Here is a 22,604-nt window from a genome sequence, read left to right on the forward strand (position 1 = left end):
GTACCTGCTAGCAGGGGTACGGGTCTGCAGCCAGCGTTACTGCACCGCCCGCGCACCGGGGTGATGGTGCGGTTATGGCCACTTCCACTGCACATCCCGCCACCGAGCGGAACCGGCCCGGCCTGCGACGTGACATCGGTTTCCATCGGTCTGATCTGGGCGTCCGAGGGATCGATCATCGGCTCCGGCTGGCTGTTCGGCGCGCAAGGCGCCCTGTCCACCGCGGGCCCCGCGGCGATCATCTCGTGGGTCATCGGCGGTGCCGCGATCCTGGTCCTCGCGCTCGTGCACGCCGAGCTGGGTGGGATGTACCCGGTCTCCGGCGGTACGGCGCTTCCCGCACTACGCGTTCGGCGGCGCCGCGGGGGCCTCGTTCGGATGGTTCTCCTGGCTGCAGGCCGCCCCCGTGGCACCGATCGAGGTGCTCGCGATGATCACCTACGGCCAGCACTACTCGTTCGGGAAAGGCTGGCTGAAGACCGAGAACGGCCAGCACGTCCTGACCACGAGCGGCATCATCGTCGCCGTCGTCCTGATGGCAGTGATCACCGCGATCAACCTCCTCAGCATCCGGTTGCTGGCGCGCACCAACAGCGCGGCGACCTGGTGGAAGGTCGGCATTGCGCTGCTCACCATCTTCGTACTGGCGATCGCGTCGTTCCACGGCAGCAACTTCACCGCGGCCAACGGCTTCAACCCGTACGGCGCCAAGGGCATCCTGTCCGCGGTGTCGACCAGCGGCATCATCTTCGCGTTGCTGGGCTTCGAGCAGGCCGACCAGCTCGCCGGCGAGAGCAGCAACCCGAAACGCGACATCCCGCGGGCCGTGATCGGCTCGATCGTGATCGGCGCGCTGATCTACATCGCGCTGCAAGTCGTGTTCATCGCCGCGCTGCCGGCCGATCAGGTCAAGGGGACCTGGGCCACGGCCGCGTTCACGGCGCTCACCGGACCGTTCGCGCAGCTCGCGTCACTGGTCAGCCTCGGCTGGCTGGCCACGATCCTGTACCTCGACGCGATCATCTCCCCGGCCGGCACCGGACTGATCTACATCACCGGGAGCTCGCGGGTGTCGTACGGCCTCAGCCGGAACGGGTACGTGCCGTCGGTGTTCGAGAAGACCAACCGCCGCGGCGTACCGTGGGTCGGGCTGATCACCGCGTTCGTGATCGGGTGCATCTGCTTCCTGCCGTTCCCGAGCTGGCGGTCGCTGGTCGGGTTGATCACCAGCGCGAGCGTGCTGATGTACGCCGGTGCGCCGCTGTCGCTCGGAGTGTTCCGCACCCGGTTGCCGGAAGCGGATCGCCCGTACCGGCTGCCGGGAGCCACCTGGATGTCGCCGCTGGCGTTCGTGATCGCGAACCTGCTGATCCTGTGGTCCGGATGGGCCACCGACTGGAAGCTCGGCGTCGCGATCCTGATCGGGTACGTCGTACTGATCGGCAACCGGGTGCTCAACCTGAACCCGATCACGCCGCAGCTCGACCTGCGCGCCGCGCAATGGCTGCCGGTGTATCTGGTCGGGATGGGACTGATCGTGTACCTGAGCGACTTCGGGCCGCTCAAGCACCCGTGGTTCCCGCTGTGGTGGGACATGCTGGTGGTCGCGGTGTTCAACCTGATCATCTACTTCTGGGCCCGCGCGGTCGCCCTGCCGGCCGACCGGATCCGCAGCATGGTCAACCAGGTCGTCGTACCGGAAGAAGCCGATCTGCAGACGTAGCGGCATTTGGACAGGTAGTGCACCTGGTGTACGCCGTACGCACCCGTACGGTCGCGCTCAGGTGCACTACCCTGCTGCTCGACACCTCCTGTCGAGCTGCCGATTTGCTACAGGTCGACGAGGTCGAGGAGCTGGCCTAGTTCCTTGGGGTCGAGTTCGCGGAGTTCGCCGGTGTGCAGGTTGCCGCGGCGGACCGGGCCGATCGCGGTCCGGGTCAGGCGCTTCACCGGGTGACCGACCGCGTCGAACATCCGCCGGACGATCCGGTTGCGGCCTTCGTGGAGGCTCATCTCCACGAGGGTCCGGCCGGGGACGGTCGAGACGACCTTCACCGTGTCGGCGCGGGCCGGCCCGTCCTCCAGGTCCACACCGTCGAGGAGGGCCCGCAGTACCGCTGGTTTGACGTTGCCCTCGACCTCGGCGACGTACGTCTTGGAGACCTCGTACGACGGGTGCGCGAGCCGGTGCGCGAACTCACCGTGGTTGGTGAGCAGCAGCAACCCCTCGGTGTCGGTGTCGAGCCGGCCGATGTGGAAGAGCCGCTCCGGGCGATCCTGCACGTAGTCGGTGATACACGGCCGCCCTTCCGGGTCGGACATCGTCGTCACCACGCCACGGGGCTTGTTGAGCACCAGGTACGCGTTCGCGCTGACCGGCGGGATCCGCTCCCCGTCGACCCGGATGACAGCCGTCTCCGGATCCACGCGGACGCCGAACTCGGTCACCACCCGCCCGTCGACCTCGACCCGGCCCTCCTCGATCAGCAACTCCGCATTCCGCCGCGAAGCAACCCCCGCCCGAGCCAAAACCTTCTGCAACCGAACCCCACCGTCATCCGCCATCGCGAACCCCTCGCCCATCCCCAACCTCTTCAACCTCTGCGGACTCCTCCTGAGTGTCTTCAGCATCCACCGTCAACTCGACGGTGGGAGCCTCCGCCTCCTCGGAATCCACATCCTCTCCGTCGGAGCTGTCTGCGTCCTCGGCCGGCTGCTGGGTCTCGGCGTCGGCTGCTTCGTCTTCGCTCGGTGTGGAGGCGGTTTGATCCGGCTCCTCGGCGGACTGCGTCGACTCTGACTCGGTGGTGGTGGGCGCCGGCGGAAGGGACTGTGCGGCCAACTCTTCCTCGATGTCGTCCATTTCGGGAAGGTACGGCGCGAGCTCGGGAAGGTCGTCCAAGGACTGCATTCCCATGCGTTCCAGGAAGTACGTCGTGGTGCGGTACAGCGTCGCCTGCGACTCGGTGTCCGAGCCGGCCTCCTCGACGAGCCCCCGCGCCACGAGCGTGCGCATGACACCGTCGACGTTCACACCACGGATCGCGGAGACGCGCGCGCGGCTGACCGGCTGCTTGTACGCGACGACCGCCAACGTCTCGAGCGCCGCCTGCGTGATCCGCGCCTGCTGTCCGTCGAGCACGAACCGTTCGACGTACACCGCTGCCTCGGCGCGCGTGTAGAACCGCCAGCCCCCACCCACCTCACGCAGGTCGAACCCACGCCCCTGCTCGGTGTACTCCGCCGCGAGCTCCGCCAGCGCATCCCCCACATCACCCGTCGGCCGCCCCACCGCCCGAGCCAAGGTCAACACCGGCAACGGCTCATCCGTCACCATCAGAATCGCCTCGAGCGCCCGCCGCATAGTCGCATCATCAACAACAACCTCATCCCCCACCGGCCCCGAAGCCCGCCCCGCCCCCGACCGCACCTCACCCGCGTCGGCGTCCGCGCCATCCCCCGCATCGTCGCCCGCGTCGGCGTTCACATCACCGTCAGCGCTCGCGTCATCGCCCGCGTCGGCGTCACCGCCCACGTGCGCGTCAGCGCCGTCGCCCGCGTTTTCACTCGCGCCGGCGTCATCCGTTCCGCCATCACCCGCGTTGGCGCTCGCGTCGTCAGCCGACCCGTCGTTCGCGTCATCACCCGCGTCAGCCTCGGCGTCGGCGTCAACGCCCGCGTTCGCGTCATCCGTTGCGCGGTTCTGGGTCTCGGCGGCGTCCGCGGCGTTCTCCGCCTCGGCCTCGGTCTGAGATTGGGGAGGATTGCTGCCCGTTTCGGGACGGTTTTCCTCCCCGGTCGCTCCCGGGTTGGGGGAAGGGGCGGCGGGGGGTGGGCTGGTGGGGTTGGTCACTGGCTTGCCGTCTCGGGGTTGTCTGGGTCGGACTGGTACTCGTCGTGGGTGGTGTGCGAAGCGCCTGGTTCGAGGAAGTCGGTGTCGTCGGAGACCGTCGGCGCCTCACCCTCCTCGGAGGCGGGTTGGGCTTCCTCGTCGAATTCGTCGCTGACGTCGATGTCGCCCTCGTCGGTGCCGGTCCAGCGGACCGTCAGCTCGCCGAGCGGCGTGACCTGGTCGAAGCTGACCGCGGCCTCCCGGAACAGCTCCAGCAACGCCAGGAACCGGCACACCGTGGTGACCGTGTCCGGGGAGTCCGCGACCAGCGAGCGGAACGTCGCGCTGCGCTGCCGCCGCAACCGGTCCACGATGACGATCGCCTGCTCCCGCACCGTGACCGCCGGCGCGTGCAGGTGGGCGAGCGAAACCCCTGGGGGTACGTCGTTCTTCGGCGCCATCGCCTTCGCCGCGAGCGCCGCCAGCCCGGCCGGGTCGATCCCCAGCAGCACCTCGGGCAGCAGTTCCGCGAACCGCGGCTCGACCCCGACGGCCCGCGGGAACCGCTTGGCCTCCTGCGCCATCCGCTCCTGCACCAACGCGGCGATCTGCTTGAACGCCCGGTACTGCAGCAGCCGTGCGAACAACAGGTCCCGCGCCTCCAGCAGCGCGAGGTCCTCGTCGTCCTCGACCTCGCCCTTGGGCAGCAACCGGGCCGCCTTGAGGTCGAGCAGGGTCGCCGCGATCAGCAGGAACTCCGACGTCTGGTCGAGGTCCCATTCGGACCCGAGCGCCTTGATGTGCGCGATGAAGTCGTCGGTGACCTGGGAGAGCGCGATCTCGGTGATGTCGAGCTTGTGTTTCGAGATCAGCTGCAGCAGCAGGTCGAACGGGCCTTCGAAGTTCACCAGGTGAACACTGAAACCCTTGCCCTCAGCAACAGCTGGCGCGTCCTCGGAGACCACACCCTCGGAGACCGGGTCCACCGGTGGCGCCGGATCCTGTTCCGCCCCGGTCGGTGCGTCCGAGGACACCGTCACTCCGACGCCTTCAACCGCCGGACCAGGACCGAGTCCGGTCCGTGGTCGACGAAGTCGGCGAGCAGGACATCGATCGCCTCGCGGACGATCCGGCCGCGATCGGCCGTCAGGCCGTGCTCCGCACGGAGCGCGAGTCTGGTCTGTTCCAAGCCGAGCAGCTCCTCTTCCGTCACGTACACGGTGATCTTCGTGTCGTGGCGGATCCGACCACTCGACTTCCGGTCGTCGACGACCGTCGTCCGGGACCGTACCGATGACGGTCCGTCGGTGGTGCGCTTCTCGGGTTGGGTCTGCTTGGGTGCCGCACCCCCGAAGAGTTCGCTGGCACCTGGCAGGCTCACCCGGCGGGACAACGCGCGAGCACCTCCTTGGCGAGGTCGCGGTACTGCATGGCCGCGCTCGAGGACGGGGCGTACGTCGTGATGGGCTCGCCGACGACCGTGGTCTCGGGGAACTTGACGGTACGCCGGATGACGGTGTGGAAGACGCGTTCGTCGAAGGCCTGGACCACGCGGTCGAGGACCTCCCGGGCGTGCGTCGTACGCCCGTCGAACATGGTGCCGAGGATCCCGACGATCTCCAGCTTCGGGTTCAGCCGGTCCTGGACCTTGCCGATCGTGTCGGTCAGCATGGCCAGGCCGCGGAGCGCGAAGAACTCGCACTCCAGCGGTACGACGATGCCGTGCGACGCGGTCAGCGCGTTGACGGTGAGCAGACCGAGCGACGGGGCGCAGTCGATCAGGATCACGTCGTAGTTCGGGATGATCGGACCGAGGACGCGCTGCAGCGTGTACTCGCGGGCGACCTCCTGGACCAGCTGCACCTCGGCCGCGGACAGATCGATGTTGGCCGGCAGCAGGTCGAGGTTCTCCACCCGGGTCGGCTGGATCACCTCGTCCGGGGTGATGTCGCGCTGCATCAGCAGGTTGTAGACCGACAGTTCGAGGTCGTGCGGCTGGACGCCGAGGCCGATCGAGGCGGACCCCTGCGGGTCGAAGTCGATCAGCAGCACCTTGCGACCGGTCTCGGCGATCGCCGCGCCGAGGTTGATCGTGGTGGTGGTCTTGCCGACGCCGCCCTTCTGGTTGCACATCGCGATCACCTGCGCCGGGCCGGTCTTGGTCGGGGGCTGCGGCTCCGGCAGGTCCGGCATCGGCCGGCCGGTCGGCCCGAGAGTGTGCCGCGGGCCGTTCGGGTCGTTCACGAGTGCTAGATCCTCCGCGGTGAGCTTGGCCGTCGGCTTCGGCATCTCCGCATAGTTGTCGGGCAGTGCCCGGGCCGGCGGTGTCGCCGGTCGGCTCGGGCTGCTCGGCTGGCTGTTGGGTTCGGGGCTCGGCTGGTGGCCGGGCTCGAGGCTGGGCGTGCTGATCGGCTGGACCGGCTCCGGGACCGAGAAGTGCTCCGGTCGATGCTCCGGGAGGTGGCCCATCTCGTGTTCGGTGCCCGGGAATGTCGACTCGTTCATGACTCGTCAAACCTTTCAACCGATACGGGCGATCCCAGCGACTGTAAGCGTGCATTCAAGCACTCTCAACCAGCCACTCCGCACCGGGGTGGGGCTGTTTGTCGACAAAGCTCCGAGCCTGGCCGATCGTCCGCCCTGGATGACCAACCGTAACCAGATGATCGCACACCGTCCGATTACGTCGAGCGCCGGGGTCTAGGTCCGCACGAGCCGGTTGTACGACGAGAACCAGGCGAGCACGCCCCACGCGAGAAGGGCCAGCGCCCACCCAGGCACGACGTACCCGAAGGTTCCGCCCAGCGCTGCGACGAGCGCGCATGGCAGCACCCAGCCGAAGTACCACCGCAGCGGCGACCGCCCGGCCACACCGGCGAACACGCTGGTCAGCAGGTACAGCATCAGCCCACCGAACAGGTACCACCGGTCCTTCGCGTGCAGATGCTCCGCCGCCTCCGGTATCAACGCGCCCAGCCCGGACGCGATCACCACGATCGCCGTAGTGACGCCGAGATGCGCCGGCAACGCCTGCCACGGCTCGAGCGGTTTGGTACGTCGTGGCGCCGGCGTGAACCCGTACTCGGACGTCAGCCGCCACAACTGCACCACCAGCAGGAACGCGGCCAACGACGCCGCGATGACGGCCCGCGTCCAGTCCTCCGCACCGTTCGCGTCGACCACCTGCGCCAGTACCTCACCGAGCACGATGATCACGAACAGCCCGAGCCGCTCGCCGAGATGCCCGCGCTCGACCTGCGCGACCGAGATGAGGGTCGGCGACGCGTCCGGGAGCCGGTCCGGTGAGACACCGCGGCGGATCAGGTCGGCCAGCCGCCTGGACTCGCGCCGATCGCGTTCCTGCTGGCGCCTGCGGGCCCGCTCCGTCATCCCCTCGACCATCCGGGGATTGGTCGCACCCAGCACCGAGAACGCGATGTCGAGCGCGATCGCGACGCCCCACAGCACGTAGGCGATCGGCTCCGGCACGAACAGCGACGCCACCCACGGCGTCGCCGCCACGGTCTGCGTGGCCGGCCAGAACGTGACTACCTGTCCGTCGCGCGCCGCCGACCGGGACGCGATCCCCCGGCAGACCAGGAACGCGACCACGAACACCCAGGTCCGGTGCTCGGGTACGTCGTGGTTCTCGCCCGGCAGCAGCTGCGGCCAGACACCTGGTACGGCGGCCGCCATGATCGCGATGCCGAGCATGGTCAGAAGCACGGAGCGCTGCCGGGTGCGCTCGCCGGCGACGTTGGCGTAGACGCTGGTCGTCGTCCACACGCTCCAGATCGCGTAGTACATCGCGGCGCACGCGGCGATCTGACCGACGGTCTCCGCGCCGTGCAGCCGGTGCGAGATCTGTGCGGCCGCCGCGACCACGGTGAGGTCGAAGAACAACTCCAACCAGCTAGCGTGCCGCTCCTCCGCCACCGTCCCCTGTTGGCTCACGCGAAGGAGCCTAGGCTGCTGAGGCTTTCAGCGGTCGTTGATCTGCGTGCTCTGTTGCTGGGTGGGACGTGCGGCAGTTGAGCGCTCCCCGTGACCAGCAGTCGACGAGGACCGACCGGTGGAGGGCACGAAGGCGGCGTTCATTGCCGCGTCCAGCGCTGGGTCACGCTGCGCCGGCGCAGGCCCGGGCACCGTGGCGCCGAATCGCTCCGCGGATGCCACGCCCGCTTCGGCGATGGCGACGCCGGCCTCCTCGGGAGTCAGCTCCGGCGTCCGGTCGGAGTCGCCGTAGTGCCGCTTGAACTCGTCCTCCATCGCGTACACGGACCGCCAGCCGGCCAGGTGCCGGTCGCCCTCGTTCACCGACTGCAGCGCCTCCTGCGGCACCAGCAGCTGACGAGCCGTCGACCACTGGTCCGCACCACGTTGCGCAGCGCGGTCGCCCGCCTCGCACAGCCGATCCAGCACCTCGTCAGTGGACTTCCCGGACCGCGAGCTGATCGCCCGCACCAGACCGTCCGCGATGCCTCCCGGGTTGCCGTACCGCAGCTGATCGAGGTCCCCTGGCTCCAACGGATGCCCGACCGCGGCAGCGATCTCGGGCAGCCGATGCCGTACCCAGGCCCGTGCGACCCCGTCCCGCAGCGTCTCGTTCCCGCTGCGCATGCTCGTCCGCGGCTCGTAGTTCGTGTCACCGGCTGCCCGCAACAGGTCCGTGCCCGCGTAGCGGACGAACGCCTGGGTGTCGTTCCCGGCGTCGGCCAGCCACTCGCCGATCCGTTCCGCGGTCGGCGTCTGTCCCTCCGGCAGTCCGTGGATGAGCCCTTGTGCCACGGTGATCCTGGCCGCACGCTGTGCCTCCAGCGAGCGCGGCGCTTCGACAGCTACCCCGATCGGATCTGCCACGTCGACCGCCAGCGCGAATACCCGATCCGCGTCCGCGCGAGCCTGCTGGAGTCGCTGAACCTCGGTACCGACGCCCGGTGACACCGTCCGGAGCTCCGGCCCGACAGACTCGACGAACCGGTTCCTGGCACTCAGGTACTCCGGATGCTCGTCCCCCACGTACCGTCGAACGTCATCCAGCATCAGGTCGGCCATCCGGCCCGCGAGCGCGTCACCGGCGTACCGGACGGTTGGCCTGATCGTCCGTAGGTCCTGACCGGTGTACTCAGCCAGGCGGTTGGCGAGGACCTCAACGAAGTGCGGTGGCAGGTTCGTCACTGCACGAAGTATGGCGTCGCCGCGGGGTCAGAGTGCTCGCGGATGCGCCGTGGCGTAGACCTCACGGAGCTTGTCGACCGTGACGAGTGTGTAGACCTGTGTCGTCGTCACGGACGCATGTCCCAGCAACTCTTGTACGACGCGCACGTCGGCGCCACCGTCCAGCAGATGTGTCGCGTACGAGTGCCGCAACGTGTGCGGCGAGATCTCCTTCGTGATCCCGGCCCGCTGCGCTGCCCGCCGCAGTACGGTCCAAGCGCTCTGGCGCGACAGGCGGCCGCCACGAGCGTTCAGGAACAGCGCATGAGTCCCACGACCACGCGACACCAGATCAGGCCGTCCACGAACCTGGTAGGCGGCCAGTGCCTGGCGGGCGAACGACCCGACGGGTACTACCCGCTCCTTGCTGCCCTTCCCGCGCAGCAGCACCTCACCGGCGTCCAGGTCGATGTCGTCGACGTCCAGACCGACCGCTTCGGAGATCCGCGCACCGGTTCCGTACAGGAACTCCAGGAGCGCAGCGTCGCGCGTGGCCAGCACCGCAGGCTCGGCCTCCGCTCCAGCCGCCGCGGAGAGGATCGACTGCACCTCGTCGATCGCCAGAGCCTTGGGGAGCCGCTGCGGCGGTACAGGCGGCTTGACGGCCGCCGCAGGGTCCACTGCGGTCAGCCCCTCCCGCACGCAGAACTTGTGGAACCCCCGGACCGCGACAACGGTCCGGCCGGCGCTGGACGCGGTCAGCGGCGGATGGTCGGCGTCACCCTCACGCAAACGCATGAGGAAGTCGCTGACCACCGCCTCCGTGATCCGGCCGAGGTCGTCGATCCCGGTCGCCGCGAGATAGCCGCCGTACCGGCGCAGGTCACGCCGGTACGACGACAGGGTGTTGGCGGCCAGGCCGCGCTCCACCGTCAGGTGGTCAAGGTAGGTACCGACCGCCCGGGTGATACTCAGACCAGCACCTCGTCCAGCTTCAGCTGCGGCAGGTCGTGAGCCTCGGCGACCGGGCCGTACGTGACATGACCGTCGAACGTGTTCAGGCCGAGCGCCAGGCTGTGGTCCTGCTTCAGCGCTTCCCGCCAGCCCAGGTTCGCCAACTCGATCGCGTACGGCAGCGTCACGTTGGTGAGCGCGTACGTCGAGGTGTTCGGCACCGCGCCGGGCATGTTCGCAACGCAGTAGAACAGCGAGTCGTGGACCTTGTAGACCGGGTCGGCGTGCGTGGTCGGACGCGAGTCCTCGAAGCAGCCGCCCTGGTCGATCGCGATGTCGACGAGCACACTGCCCGGCTTCATCCGGCTGACCATGTCGTTGGTGACCAGCTTCGGCGCCTTCGCCCCGACCACCAGCACCGCGCCGATCACCAGGTCGGCCTCGAGTACCGCGCGCTCGATCTCGTACGCGTTCGACGCGATCGTCAGCAGGTGGCCCTGGTAGATCTGGTCGGCCTGCCGGAGCCGGGCGATGTTGCGGTCGAACAGCTGGACCTGCGCCTGCATGCCGAGCGCGATCGCGGCCGCGTTCATACCGGAGACACCCGCGCCGAGAATGACCACGCGGGCCGGGTGGACGCCGGAGACGCCGCCGAGCAGCACGCCCCGCCCGCCACCCTGCGCCATCAGGTGGTACGCACCGGACTGCGGTGCCAACCGGCCGGCCACCTCGCTCATCGGCGCCAGCAGCGGCAGCGTCCCGTCGGGCAGCTGCACCGTCTCGTAGGCGATGGCAGTGGTGCCCGAGGTCAGCAGCGCGTCGGTGCACTCCTGACTCGCGGCCAGGTGCAGGTAGGTGAACAGGACCTGGTCCTTGCGCATCCGGTGGTACTCCTCGGCCACCGGCTCCTTCACCTTCAGCACCAGCTCGCCGTCCGCCCAGGCGTCGTCCGCGGTCGGCACGATCCGTGCTCCGGCGGCGACGAACTCAGCGTCCGGGATCAGCGAGCCGTCGCCGGCCCCCTGCTCGATCAGAACCTCGTGTCCGGTGCGCACGAACTCGTGCACTCCGGACGGGGTGATCGCCACCCGATACTCGTGGTTCTTGACTTCCTTCGGTACTCCGACCTTCACAACGGCCCTTCTTTCGCGATCCAGGTGTGCGGCCCACGTCGTTGTGTCCGCGCGGCCCGGCGTCGAGGGGTAGTTGCCAGGTCGTGCCGAGTGTATGCCCGCACGGTCCATACCACCCGATCAGATGGTCTCATCGGAACGCGACACTCGGCCGGTGCACTGTCGGTAACCCAACGGAAGCATTTCGGCAAAGATGACGTCATGCCGGAAGAAATACCGCTGCACGGCGGAAACATCAGCGGCGCTGTCCGCGTCGGCGCAACGGTCCGGCGCGCGACCGGAGCCTGGACTCCGGCGGTGCATGCGCTGCTCGGCCATCTCGCCGAGGCCGGACTGACCGGCGTACCGCGGGTGCACGGGTACGACGATCGCGGACGGGAGGTGCTCGACTACCTTCCGGGTACGGCGTACGGCCCGGAGGTCCCGGACGACGTCCTCGGGGACGCGATGCGCTGGCTGGCGCGGTATCACGAGATCGTTGCCGCGTACCGGCCGTCCGGGGTGATCACCTGGCGCGCGGGCGCGAGTGAACTCGCTGCTGACCAGATCATCTGCATGCACGACTACGGGTACTACAACTGGATCGGCACCGACCAGGGCTTCAGCGGCGTGATCGACTGGGACCTCGCCGGGCCCGGCCTACCGCTGGACGACGTGGCGTTCACCGCCTGGAACACCGCCCCACTGGCAGTCGGAACCGATCTGGCGTACCAGGCCGCCCGGCTCCGGCTGATGGCCGAGGCGTACGGCGGCGCCTACTCACCGCTGCAGATCCTGGAGGCCGCGCCGCTCGCCGCGGAGCGGTCGGCCCGGGTCATTCGCGCCGGCCAGGTTGCGGGCGATGCGGGAATGCTCAATCTGGCGACGGTTGGTGAACCGCAGCGTACCGAGCGGCGTCTGCGGGGGCTCCGGGAGCGCGTTCCGGGGATCGCCGCGCACCTCTGACGTGGCAGCGATCATTGACGAGCATTCGGGGGCGTCAGGAATGCTTGGAATGCGCGCCCGCCCGCGCCGGGTTGCACTGTGCGACGTTCGACGAGAGGAGCACGTGGTGGCGATGGAACTGGGACGCTACGGAATCTGGCACGGCGGCCAGCATTACGGCCCGGAGCTCGCGGCGGGACTGGAGCAGGCGGGGTACGGCGCCCTGTGGCTCGGCAGCTCACCGGATGCCGGCCTGCGCGATGTCGAGGTGTTGCTGGCCGCAACGACTTCGATTGCCGTCGGCACCAGCATCGTCAACATGTGGAAGTCGCCGGCGGCCGACGTCGCGGCGTCGTACCACCGGCTGGAGGAGGAGCACCCGGGACGGTTCCTGCTCGGGGTCGGGGTCGGGCACCGGGAGGCGACCGACGAGTACCAGTCGCCATACCAGAAGATCGTCAGCTACCTGGACGAGCTCGACGACGCGAAGGTTCCGGTCGACCGGCGGGCGCTGGCCGCGCTCGGTCCGAAGGTGCTGCAGCTGTCCGGAGCCCGGACGGCCGGCGCGCTGCCATACCTGACCACACCGGAACACACCCGGGAAGCGCGCCGGATCCTCGGTGGCGGAGTGCTGCTCGCGCCGGGACAGTCGATCGTGCTGGAGACCGATCCGGACATTGCCCGTGCGACGGCCAGGGAGCGGCTGGCGCCGTACCTGAACCTGAGCAACTACACCACGAACTTCAAGCGGCTCGGGTTCAGCGACGACGACTTCGCCGACGGCGGCAGCGATCGGCTGGTCGACGCGATGGTGCTGCACGGGTCCGCGGTCGAGATCGCGGCCGGTCTGCAGGCGCACCTGGACGCGGGTGCCGACCACGTCGCGATCCAGCAGCTGGGGCACGAAGGGATCGACCTGCTGCCGGGGTACGAGGCCTTGGCCACCGTGCTGACGTAGGTCTTGATTCCGGGTGTGAACGGGGGAACATCAGCAGTAGATGCACCACGTCGGCGCGGTGCAACGTTGGAGGTGTTCCCCATGACCGAGCGACACGAGTTGCGATGGGGCGGCTTCGCCGGACTGGCCTTTGTCGTCCTGGCAATGCTGGGCAAGTTCCTGCCCGGTAATCCTCCGACGGTCGGCGACTCGGACAGCTCGATCGCGAGCTGGCTCGCCGACCACCGGACCACGATGCTGTTCAGCGCACTGCTCTGGGCCGCCGCGGCCGGACTGGTGATCTGGTTCGCGGCTGCCTTCGCCGAGGCGATTCGGGAGCGGGCCGAGCGCAGCGACGTCCACCTGGCGCTGCTGGCCGGCTCGGTGCTGGTCGGCGGCGCGATCTTCCTGAACGCCGTCCTGATCGCCGGGAGCGCGTTCGGCATCACCGGCCGGGACCAGGCCATCACCCGGTTGATGTACGACCTGAGCGCGGTCACCACGACGATGATCGGCTTCGCCGCCGCGCTGCCGCTGGCCGCTGCGGGTCTCGGCGTACTGCGGACGCACCTGATGCCGGACTGGCTCGGGTACCTTGCCTTGCTGGCGGCCGTGGTGTCGTTCGCCGGCGCGTTCGGGGTGTTCGCCACCAGCGGTACGTTCGTTGCCGGCGGCATCCTGATGACCACGGTCCCGCTGCTGCTGTCCGCGGTCTGGATCGTCTGCGCGGGCGGCTACATGGTCCGCGAGCACCTGCCGGAACTCGGCACCGGCGAGGCCGCCGTACCGCTGACGTAGGCCGTGCTGCTGAGGTAGGAGTGCCGACCGGCCGGAGCGAAGCGGGTCAGCGCAGGGTGAAGTCGGCGAAGTCGAAGCCGGGCGACACCACGCAGGACACCAGTACCGCCTCGTCCCCGGCCGGACGGGCAGACTGCCACGCCCCGGCCGGAACCACCACCTGCGGCCGCTGACCCGCGCGTACGTCGGGTCCGAGCGTGACCGACTCCTCGCCGTACTCCAGCGTCAACGGACCGCCCGAGTGCCAGAGCCAGATCTCCGCCGACCGGACCTGATGCAGTCGCGACTCCTCCCCCGGCGACAACAGGAAGTAGATCGCGGTCGCGCTGGCCCGAGTCCCGCCGTACCCCTCGGGCTGGAACTCCACGTCCGACCGCCACGTCTCCCGATACCACCCACCCTCGGGGTGCGGGTCCATCCCCAACAACGTTGCCAACTCCGGCTTCTCCATGCCCCGATTGTCGGGCAGAGTGCCGTGCATGCTGCCTTCTGAATACCACCAACGGCTCCCGTACGGCGAACGGATGTCAGCGGACCCGTTGCTCGGTGGACCGTTCTTCCCGTTCGAGGGCGACGTGCAAGTGGTGCCCTTGGACGAGCCGGTGCTGCCGGAACCCGCTCGCGGTGGGGCAGGCGGCGAGGACTGCTGGTCGTGCAAGGAACCGGATCGGGATGTGATCTGGCGGGACGAGCACTGGAAGCTGAAGGCGCGTAAGCCGAGCGGGCTGCCGTTCGTGGCGATCCTCGAGCCGCGGGCGCACTACCGGCTCGACACCCTGCCGCCGGAGCTGACCGGCACGCTCGGTGCGGTGATCCAGCGGGTGGCCAAGGCGGTTCAGGATCTCGACAGTGTCGGCCGCACGCACTTCAACCGCTGGGGCGACGGCAGCGAGCACTTCCATCTGTGGTTCCTCGCCCGGCCGCTCGGGATGATGCAGTTGCGCGGCGCGATGATCGCCGTCTGGGACGACATGCTCCCGCCGATCCCCGACGAAGAGTTCGCGGCGAACGCGCGTCAGGTCGCTGCCGCGCTCGCGGAGACGGGCGGCAGCGCGATTTGACGAGCTTCAGCCGGCGGCCACGCTGAAGAGCCGGAGGTCGCGGTTCTTCGGCAGCGTGATGCTGACCGGTGTCTGTGCCAGCGTCACCGGTGCGGTGGCGAAGATGTGGGTGGTGACGTTGTCCTTGCCGCCGCCGGATTCGTTGCGGTACGGCGTGGTTGCGACGATCACGTTGCCGTAGTGGAGCGTGTCGCCGCCACCACCCAGGGTCCAGTCGCTGAACGACAGGTCGATCTGCGACGTGGTCCCGTCGGCGTAGGTGAGGGTCGCGGTCGTCTGCTGGTTGCCGTTCACCGCACTGCCGAGGAACGACAGCTTCGTACTACCGGTCGGCAGGTTCAGGTTGAGCAGCTGACCGTCAGCAGGCACGTTGTCGGGCTCACCATTGGGTACGTCGGGCCACGTGAAGCTGAGGCCCTGCACAGTGCCTGCACCACCAGATGTCAGACCAGCCGCGGCCAGAGCCTGGCGTGAGTAGCTGACGCCACCACCGTCGTAGTCCGCTTCGGTGTGATCCCCGTTGTCGTCCGAGATGCCCACGCCTTCGCGCAGTACGAAGAAGGAGTTCGGCTGGCCGACAACGACAGTGAAACCGACCTGTGGCAGCACAGTCCCGTCAGCGGCCTTCATCGTCACCGTGACCGGATAGCGCCCGTCCGGCGTACCAGCGGCCGCAGTGATCGTCACGGCCGCGCTACCGGTCTTGTCGACGGGGAACGTGCCAGTAGTAGGTGTCGCCGTGAGGCCAGCAGGTGTCTTGAGCGTGTAGGTGACGTCCTGTGCGGTCCCACTCAACCTGTGCGCCTGCAGGGCGATCGGTGCACTGGCAGTTCCCGGAGCGATCACCACGCGGCTGGTGTCGGTGGAGGTCTGGAACGGGATCTCACCGGTCCGCCACGACGGCGGTGCGTCGTCGACGTCCGCACCCCACACCTTGTTGGGCGTCCCCGCGAGTGTGAAGTCCAGCGTGCCGCCACGCTGCACGAACGACTCCGGCAACCACGCCTTGGTCGACGCCGTCCCGTTGACCTTCAAGGACTGGACGTACGGCGCGTCCGCGCCCGGAGCGTTGATCCGGATGGTTTTCCCGCCGTCCCGGTGGATCACCGCCCGCGGGAACAGCGGCGCCGCCACCTGCAGCTCCGCACGACTCGGCACATCCGGGTAGAGCCCCAGCGCGGTCCACACGTACCAGGACGACATCGCGCCCAGGTCGTCGTTCCCCGGGATTCCACCGGTGCTGGTGTTCCAGAGCTGGTTCATTGCCTGACGCAACGTCTCCTGCGCCTGGTACGGCTTGCCGGTGTAGTTGTAGATCCACGGCGCGTTGATCGACGGCTCGTTGTCCATCTCCGCGTGCAGCTCGCCCGCACCGGTGAGCGCCCAGGTCCCGTCCGGGTTCTTGAAGAACGCGTCCAGCCGCTGATTCGCCGCGTCCACACCACCCATCGCGTCGACCAGACCGGCCCGGTTGTGCGGCACCATCCAGGTGTACTGCGCACTACTACCCTCGGCGAACCCGTCGTACGTCGACGGCGTGAACGCCGGCCAGGCGCCGTTGTCGTCGCGGTTCTGGATGTAGCCACCGTTGTCCGGGTTGAAAACGTTCTGCCAGTACTGCGACCTGGTCAGGAACTTCTGGTACGTCGCCTGGTCACCGGTCCGCTGAGCCAACTGTGCCAGGGCGAAGTCGTCCGTCACGTCCTCGAGCGTCTCGACCGCACCGCCCCACGCGTTGGACTTCGTGGGGATGTAGTGCAGCGCGAGGTACTTGTCGAGCGATGGCCGCTGTCCGATCGACATGACCGGCTTACCTGCCGAACTGAGGTCCTTGGCCGTCGGCACCGTCGCCGCCTGCACCAAAGACTTCAGTGCTTGGCGTGCGTCGAAGTTGGTCCCACCGAATGCGTAGATGCCCGCGACTGCCGGCGCCGACGGGTCGCCAGTCATCACGGCAGTAGTACCCGACGCGTGCGTCCATCGGTCCCAGATGCCGTCGTTCTGCGAGGCCTGGTTGAACAACGACTGGGCGATGTCGCCCGCGCGGTCAGGTTCGAGCAATGTAACTAGTTGCAGTTGCGACCGGTAGACGTCCCACCCGGAGAAGGTGGCGTACTGCGCTTGCTGTCCACGGGTGAGCGTGTGGGGCTTCTGGTCGAAACCCCAGTACTGCTTGTTGACGTCGCTGAACACGTTCGGGTGCAGCAGGGCGTGGTACAGCGCGGTGTAGAACGTGGTGCGCTGGTCCGTCGTACCGCCGGTGATCTCGATGCGGTCGAGCTGCTTTCGCCACGCCTGCTTGGCTTTCGCGGCCGTCACCGCGACCGACGTACCGCGTGGGTTCTCGGCGTGCAGGTTCGCCAAGGCGTTGGCGGTGCTGACGTACGAGATGCCGATCCGCATCGTCACCTTGTCGCCGGCGAACCCGACGTACCCACCGGATCCCTTGTTCGGCGGCATCCACCCGTCGGTCCCGTACGTCGTTCCGCCGCGGGCGCTCGTGCTGCCCGGAGTCACCGTGGTGTCGGTCCAGGTGCCTTGGTTCTTGAAGGGCTGGTCGAACTCCGCGACGAAGTGCAGCGTGTAGTAGCTGCGCTGCCCGACGCTGGCGAGGTACCCGCAGAAGTTGCCGCTCGTCACCGATCCGCTGACCGTGCGGTGCGCGGGGTCGATGCTGAGCTGCGCGTCGCTGGATCCGACCTCGGAGTTCGACGTACGGAACATCACCGTCTTGGCCTGGTCGGCCGGGAACGTGAAGGCGGCCGAACCGGTCCGCGTGGTGGCGCTCAGCTCCGCCGTCACGCCGGAGTCGAGGCCGACCTTGTAGTACCCCGGCTTGGCGACCTCGTTGGCGTGACTGAACGTCGACGCGTAGACCGCGTCCTTCGCGTCGCTCTGCGGCGAGGTCGTCACATCACCGGCGAGCGGGAAGATCGGGATGTCCCCCGAACCGCCCGCGCACCCGGTCCCGCTCATGTGTGTGAGGCTGAATCCACGGATCTTCGTCGCGGAGTACAGATACCCACCGGGCGCTGCCGTCCGGTACGCATTCCCCCGACTCGTCTCCGGACTGAACGAGAACATCCCGAACGGCAGCACCGCACCAGGAAACGTGTCCCCGGCATTCGACGTACCGACCAAGGGATCCACATGCTCGGTCGGATCAGCCGAGCTCGCGCTGATCCGCCCGGCGCCAACCGCTTCCGGCCCCCGCAACCGAGCAGCCAACGGATCATCCGGCGGCGCGGTCGTCGGGTGGGAGACCGAACTACCTGGCGAAGGACTCGGTACGGCGTGCGCGACCGGAGCCAGCGCTGCGACGACAACCCCGGCGAGCACGAACCGGGCAGGACGGAACATAACAGAACGACGCATGGGCGGACCAACCTTCACGGATGGGTGACATCGTTGTCAGAGGTGTACCCCCTTTCCGTCCCGCAGGTCAAGGGACCGGATCCGAGGTCCCATCGGCGGTCGCGACGACTTTGGTCCTTTCCGGTCGAGACCAACGACCCTGTCCGGGCGGATCGGCCGCGCCGACGGTGAGAGAAAGTCCAGCCTGCGGAGGTGACGTGATGGCCGGGAGCTATCTGCACTGGGGAGTCGTACAGATCTCGGTGACCAATCTGCTGATCATCGCGGCGATGCTCGTCGTGTTCGCGCTCGCGATCGTCGTCCCGTTCCCGTCCGGCGACCACGACCACGCCCCGGACCAGGACCCGGACCAGGACCAGCAGCGTGATCGGTCATGACGTCGATCGTCAGCCGCACGGCGGCGAAGGACCACGACCGGCCGGCCGACGGCAACTGGACGACGCGCCTCCGGACGCGGCTCGGGCGGACCGTCCCGCCGGGGCAGTTGCTCCCGGACCGTCAGCCCGTCTACGTGCGGTCCTGGATCTACGTCTTCGGCGTGCTCACCCTGGCGGCCCTGCTGATCGTGCTCGCCTCGGGAGCCGTCCTGGCACTCGGCGGCCCCACGTGGTGGCACTCGTCGTCGACCGGTCACTTCATGAACTCGCTGCACCTGTGGAGCGTGGAACTGTTCTTCGCGTTCATGGTGATCCACCTGTGGGGCAAGTTCTTCATGGCGGCCTGGCGTGGCCGGCGGGCGCTCACCTGGATCACCGGAGTGGTGGCGTTCGTGGGGTCGATCGGGACCGCCTTCACGGGGTACCTCATGCAGTCCAACTTCGACTCGCAGTGGATCAGCACCCAGGCGAAGGACGGCCTCAACTCGGTCGGCATCGGCGCCTGGTTCAACGTGCTCGACCCCGGCCAGATGCTGATGTGGCACATCGCCCTGCTGCCCGCCGCCATCGGACTGCTGGTGGTCCTGCACGTGATCCTGGTACGCCGGCACGGCGTCGTACCGCCGATCGATGAAGACACCGCAGCCACCGAGACGGCCGCGGAGACCGATGTGGAGGCCTCGTCATGACCACAGCCGCCGCAACGCGCCACCGCCGTACGCCGGACGCTCATGACTTCCCGACCCGGTCCTACGACCTCGTCAAGGAGTTCGTCATCGCGCTGATCGTCGTCGCCGTACTGACAGCGGTCCTTGCCGCTGTGTTCTCGTCACCCGACGAGAAGTCGATCACGCTGTCCGACTGGGCTCAGAAGGCACCGAACGACGTCGTGGCGACCGCGACCGGTGAACTCGCCGGCACGACCACGAGCGCGCAGTACGGGCCGCCGTACAACCACGCCTCGACCGGGCAGGTCCTCGGACCGCTCCAGCTGCAGAACTGGGCCGGCGTGCGGATCCCGGTCGATTCGGCGAACGACCTGGTCATCACACCGCTGCGTGGTGTCAGCGCAGACCCGGTCCTGTCCGCGGCGCTGGCCGTGTGGAGCGCGGCGCCGGCTGCGCGACAGCAGGCCTGGGCAGCCGCGTACGCCGCCGCGCTGTCCTCGGCACCGGATGGCAACCCTGCGGCGGTGAAGCCGTCCATCGGCTACGGACCGGTCCCGGTGCTCGCCGCGAAGTTCCTGCGGCTGACCGGCTCCGGCGGTCTCGAGGGCATGCTGGATTCCCGCGGCAGCTTCTACAAGGGGGACGCGACCCGCGGGCTGTTGCTGCTGGCGGACGGCGCCTACCTCGAGGACCAGGCGCGCGCCCGGAACCTGGGCGGTGACCAGTGGGGCATGATGAACGAGACCGGCAACTACCCGGGTCAGCCCTGGATGTGGCTGTACACCTTCTGGTACCAGGTGAAGCCGTTCTCGACGTCGGACAACGCCGATGCCCAGGTCTGGGCCCTGATGGCGGTGCTGACGCTCGCCCTGGTCCTGGTCCCGTTCATCCCAGGGGTCCGCTCGATTCCGCGCTGGGTCCCGTTGCACCGGCTGATCTGGCGCGACTACTACCGCCGTACCAGCCGGTCCGACAGGTGACGATCAGCGACGGTCCTTGGCCGGCCAGGGGGAGTCGGATGGGCGGAGGGTTTCGAAGCCGGGGCCGTTGAGGGCGGTCCAGGCGGCGAGGGAGCCCATGACGAGGATCGGGTTCTGCAGGTGGCCGGCCAGGACCGCGCCGACGACGTCGATCAGGGGTGCCCAGACGGTTTCCATGTCGGCCTCCTCGTGGAGGCGTTCGAAGGACTCGTCGGCCGGTGACAGGTCGCGGGCCAGGAAGATCCGGACGGCCTCGTCGGTCAGGCCGGGTGAGGTGAACGCGTCGACCAGGATCCGCCAGTCGGCGGCCTTGGTCGCGGTCTCCTCCCACAGTTCGCGCTCGGCGCCCAGGCGGTACTGCTCCCCCTGGACGTCGAGCAGGCCGGCCGGCGCCTCGAGCAGCTTGTAGCCGACCGGGTGCCGGTACTGCCGGACCAGCAGCATCCGGTTGTCCTCGTCCAGCGCCACCACACCGACGGCACCGGGATGGACCACGACGTCGCGGACGAACGAGTCCCCGCCCGGCGGTTCGATGGTGTCCCGGCGTACCGAGATCACTCGTCCGGTCTCGTGGACGGTCTCGGACGCGGACACCGGCCAGCGTTCCGGCTTGTCCTCGAGACCGGCGCCGAACCGCAGTTCGGGATAGTCCGTCATCGCGCCTTGACCGCCTCAGCCTTGTCAGCAGCCTTGGCAGGCTTCTTCGCGGCAGTTGTCGAGGTCGGCTGCGGGTCCTCCACCGGGAGCCGGGACTCGCGCTGCCGGTCCAGGGCGGCCGAGACCAGGCCGGAGAACAGCGGGTGCGGCTTGGTCGGCCGGGACCGCAGCTCCGGGTGCGCCTGGGTGGCCACGAAGTACGGGTGCAGGGACCGGTCCAGCTCGATGAACTCGACCAGCTCGTGGTCCGGCGACAGACCGCTGAACACCAGGCCGGCGTTCTCCAGCTTGTCCCGGTAGGCGTTGTTCACCTCGTAGCGGTGCCGGTGCCGCTCCTGGATCGACGGGGCGCCGTACAGGCCGCGGACGATCGAGCCGTCGGTCAGGTTCGCCGGGTACAGCCCGAGCCGCATCGTGCCGCCCATGTCGCCGGTACCGGAGACGATGTGCTTCTGCTCCTCCATCGTCGCGATCACCGGCTGCTCGGCGTCGGCGTCGAACTCGCTGGAGTTCGCCTGGTCCAGGCCGGCCAGGTCCCGCGCGACCTCGATCACCATGCACTGCAGGCCCAGGCAGAGCCCGAGGATCGGGACACCCTGCTCGCGGGCGTACCGGATCGCGCCGATCTTGCCCTCGATCCCGCGGACCCCGAAACCGCCGGGGATGCAGATCGCGTCCACGTCGCCGAGCAGCCGGGCCGCGGCCTCGGGCGTGGCGCACTCGTCGGAGGCGATCCAGCGCAGGTTCACCCGGGCGTCGTTGTCGAACCCACCCGCGCGCAGCGCCTCGGCGACCGACAGGTACGCGTCCGGCAGGTCGATGTACTTGCCGACCAGCGCGACCGTGACCTCGTCCTTCGGGTGGTGCACGACCCGCAGCAGTTCGTCCCAGCGGGTCCAGTCGACGTCCCGGAACTGCAGGTTCAGCCGGCGGACGACGTACGCGTCCAGGCCCTCGGCGTGCACGACCTTCGGGATGTCGTAGATCGACGGCGCGTCGACGGCGGCGACCACGGCCTCCGGCTCGACGTCGCACATCAGCGAGATCTTGCGCTTCACGCTGTCCGGGATCGGCCGGTCCGCGCGGCAGACGATGGCGTCCGGCTGGATACCGATCGACCGCAGCGCCGCCACCGAGTGCTGCGTCGGCTTGGTCTTGAGTTCACCGCTGGGCGCCATGTAGGGCACCAGCGAGATGTGCAGGAAGAACACGTTGTCGCGGCCGACGTCGTGCCGGACCTGCCGCGCCGCTTCGAGGAACGGCAGCGACTCGATGTCGCCGACCGTGCCGCCGATCTCGTGCAGTACGACGTCCACGTCCGGGCCCGCCATCGCGAGCATCCGCTCCTTGATCTCGTTGGTGATGTGCGGGATCACCTGGACGGTGTCACCGAGGTACTCGCCGCGGCGCTCCTTGGCGATCACGCTGGAGTAGATCTGCCCGGTGGTCACGTTCGCGACCGCCGACAGGTCCCGGTCGAGGAACCGCTCGTAGTGACCGATGTCCAGGTCGGTCTCGGCGCCGTCGTTGGTGACGAACACCTCGCCGTGCTGGAACGGGTTCATCGTGCCGGGATCCACGTTCAGATACGGATCCAGCTTCTGCATGGTCACCCGGATGCCCCGAGCCGTCAGCAGACTGCCGAGGCTGGACGCTGTCAGTCCCTTGCCGAGACTGGATGCCACGCCACCGGTGACGAATACGTGCTTGGTCTGCTGGGAATTCGAAGCCCTGTCCACGGGCCTCCAGCC

21 protein-coding genes are annotated in these 22,604 nt (G+C 68.5%); 8 read left to right on the forward strand and 13 right to left on the reverse strand.

Annotation, left to right across the window (positions count from 1 at the left end; translation table 11 throughout):
* Positions 1-301 precede the first annotated feature (301 nt).
* Positions 302-1,723, forward strand: a complete 1,422-nt coding sequence (locus AC0662_RS39325; protein WP_478307070.1) for an APC family permease — start codon at positions 302-304, stop codon at positions 1,721-1,723.
* Between the two features lie 107 nt (positions 1,724-1,830).
* On the opposite strand, the gene AC0662_RS39330 is transcribed toward AC0662_RS39325, so the two are convergent.
* The 9 genes from AC0662_RS39330 to ald all read right to left on the reverse strand — a co-directional run bounded on the left by AC0662_RS39330 (position 1,831) and on the right by ald (position 11,076).
* The gene (locus AC0662_RS39330) at positions 1,831-2,565 is read right to left on the reverse strand and encodes a pseudouridine synthase (RefSeq protein ID WP_452201206.1); all 735 of its coding nucleotides are present in this window, start codon (positions 2,563-2,565) and stop codon (positions 1,831-1,833) included.
* The gene (scpB, locus tag AC0662_RS39335) at positions 2,555-3,853 is read right to left on the reverse strand and encodes an SMC-Scp complex subunit ScpB (RefSeq protein WP_478307072.1); all 1,299 of its coding nucleotides are present in this window, start codon (positions 3,851-3,853) and stop codon (positions 2,555-2,557) included. Before scpB ends, AC0662_RS39330 begins: the two co-directional genes overlap by 11 nt.
* Positions 3,850-4,866 carry a segregation and condensation protein A gene (locus AC0662_RS39340; protein ID WP_452201208.1) on the reverse strand — a complete coding sequence of 339 codons (1,017 nt, stop codon included), beginning with the start codon at positions 4,864-4,866 and terminating at the stop codon, positions 3,850-3,852. The genes scpB and AC0662_RS39340 overlap by 4 nt, the downstream gene beginning before the upstream one ends.
* A 2-nt stretch (positions 4,867-4,868) precedes the next feature.
* Positions 4,869-5,225, reverse strand: coding sequence for a hypothetical protein (locus AC0662_RS39345; RefSeq protein ID WP_387778200.1), 357 nt, complete (start codon positions 5,223-5,225; stop codon positions 4,869-4,871).
* Entirely contained in the window at positions 5,210-6,337 is a 1,128-nt protein-coding gene (locus AC0662_RS39350) for a ParA family protein (RefSeq protein WP_452201149.1), read from the reverse strand. The genes AC0662_RS39345 and AC0662_RS39350 overlap by 16 nt, the downstream gene beginning before the upstream one ends.
* A gap of 195 nt (positions 6,338-6,532) precedes the next feature.
* The gene (locus AC0662_RS39355) at positions 6,533-7,786 is read right to left on the reverse strand and encodes a low temperature requirement protein A (RefSeq protein ID WP_478307074.1); all 1,254 of its coding nucleotides are present in this window, start codon (positions 7,784-7,786) and stop codon (positions 6,533-6,535) included.
* 27 nt (positions 7,787-7,813) lie between these two features.
* Positions 7,814-9,010: a hypothetical protein gene (locus AC0662_RS39360; protein WP_452201153.1), complete on the reverse strand. Its 1,197-nt coding sequence runs from the start codon at positions 9,008-9,010 to the stop codon at positions 7,814-7,816.
* Positions 9,011-9,037: 27 nt separating this feature from the next.
* On the reverse strand, positions 9,038-9,958 hold the full coding sequence (xerD, locus tag AC0662_RS39365) for a site-specific tyrosine recombinase XerD (protein ID WP_478307106.1): 921 nt from the start codon (positions 9,956-9,958) through the stop codon (positions 9,038-9,040).
* Between the two features lie 2 nt (positions 9,959-9,960).
* Positions 9,961-11,076 carry an alanine dehydrogenase gene (gene ald, locus AC0662_RS39370; RefSeq protein WP_478307076.1) on the reverse strand — a complete coding sequence of 372 codons (1,116 nt, stop codon included), beginning with the start codon at positions 11,074-11,076 and terminating at the stop codon, positions 9,961-9,963.
* 201 nt (positions 11,077-11,277) lie between these two features.
* On the opposite strand from ald, the gene AC0662_RS39375 reads away from it, so the two are divergent.
* The 3 genes from AC0662_RS39375 (at position 11,278) to AC0662_RS39385 (ending at position 13,735) form a co-directional block, all read left to right on the forward strand.
* Positions 11,278-12,021 carry a phosphotransferase gene (locus tag AC0662_RS39375; RefSeq protein ID WP_452201157.1) on the forward strand — a complete coding sequence of 248 codons (744 nt, stop codon included), beginning with the start codon at positions 11,278-11,280 and terminating at the stop codon, positions 12,019-12,021.
* Positions 12,022-12,133: 112 nt separating this feature from the next.
* Complete coding sequence (locus AC0662_RS39380) at positions 12,134-12,958, forward strand: LLM class F420-dependent oxidoreductase (protein WP_452201212.1); 825 nt, start codon at positions 12,134-12,136, stop codon at positions 12,956-12,958.
* 81 nt (positions 12,959-13,039) lie between these two features.
* Entirely contained in the window at positions 13,040-13,735 is a 696-nt protein-coding gene (locus AC0662_RS39385; protein WP_452201159.1) for a DUF4386 family protein, read from the forward strand.
* A 46-nt stretch (positions 13,736-13,781) separates the two neighbouring features.
* On the opposite strand, the gene AC0662_RS39390 is transcribed toward AC0662_RS39385, so the two are convergent.
* A complete protein-coding gene (locus tag AC0662_RS39390; RefSeq protein ID WP_478307078.1) occupies positions 13,782-14,186 on the reverse strand; it encodes a cupin domain-containing protein in 405 nt (134 codons plus the stop codon).
* A 28-nt stretch (positions 14,187-14,214) separates the two neighbouring features.
* On the opposite strand from AC0662_RS39390, the gene AC0662_RS39395 reads away from it, so the two are divergent.
* Complete coding sequence (locus AC0662_RS39395) at positions 14,215-14,796, forward strand: hypothetical protein (protein ID WP_452201162.1); 582 nt, start codon at positions 14,215-14,217, stop codon at positions 14,794-14,796.
* Between the two features lie 6 nt (positions 14,797-14,802).
* On the opposite strand, the gene AC0662_RS39400 is transcribed toward AC0662_RS39395, so the two are convergent.
* Positions 14,803-18,171: a GH92 family glycosyl hydrolase gene (locus AC0662_RS39400; RefSeq protein ID WP_478307080.1), complete on the reverse strand. Its 3,369-nt coding sequence runs from the start codon at positions 18,169-18,171 to the stop codon at positions 14,803-14,805.
* 200 nt (positions 18,172-18,371) lie between these two features.
* On the opposite strand from AC0662_RS39400, the gene AC0662_RS39405 reads away from it, so the two are divergent.
* From AC0662_RS39405 to AC0662_RS39415, 3 genes are read left to right on the forward strand one after another with little or no spacing between them, the layout of a single operon-like run.
* The gene (locus AC0662_RS39405; protein WP_452201165.1) at positions 18,372-18,548 is read left to right on the forward strand and encodes a hypothetical protein; all 177 of its coding nucleotides are present in this window, start codon (positions 18,372-18,374) and stop codon (positions 18,546-18,548) included.
* On the forward strand, positions 18,545-19,237 hold the full coding sequence (locus AC0662_RS39410; protein WP_478307082.1) for a cytochrome b N-terminal domain-containing protein: 693 nt from the start codon (positions 18,545-18,547) through the stop codon (positions 19,235-19,237). The genes AC0662_RS39405 and AC0662_RS39410 overlap by 4 nt, the downstream gene beginning before the upstream one ends.
* A complete protein-coding gene (locus tag AC0662_RS39415) occupies positions 19,234-20,196 on the forward strand; it encodes a hypothetical protein (protein WP_478307084.1) in 963 nt (320 codons plus the stop codon). Before AC0662_RS39410 ends, AC0662_RS39415 begins: the two co-directional genes overlap by 4 nt.
* A gap of 3 nt (positions 20,197-20,199) precedes the next feature.
* On the opposite strand, the gene AC0662_RS39420 is transcribed toward AC0662_RS39415, so the two are convergent.
* Complete coding sequence (locus AC0662_RS39420) at positions 20,200-20,853, reverse strand: NUDIX domain-containing protein (protein ID WP_478307086.1); 654 nt, start codon at positions 20,851-20,853, stop codon at positions 20,200-20,202.
* The gene (locus AC0662_RS39425) at positions 20,850-22,592 is read right to left on the reverse strand and encodes a CTP synthase (RefSeq protein WP_452201173.1); all 1,743 of its coding nucleotides are present in this window, start codon (positions 22,590-22,592) and stop codon (positions 20,850-20,852) included. The genes AC0662_RS39420 and AC0662_RS39425 overlap by 4 nt, the downstream gene beginning before the upstream one ends.
* Positions 22,593-22,604: the final 12 nt, after the last annotated feature.

The sequence above is a fragment of the Kribbella sp. NPDC043289 genome (assembly GCF_056436705.1).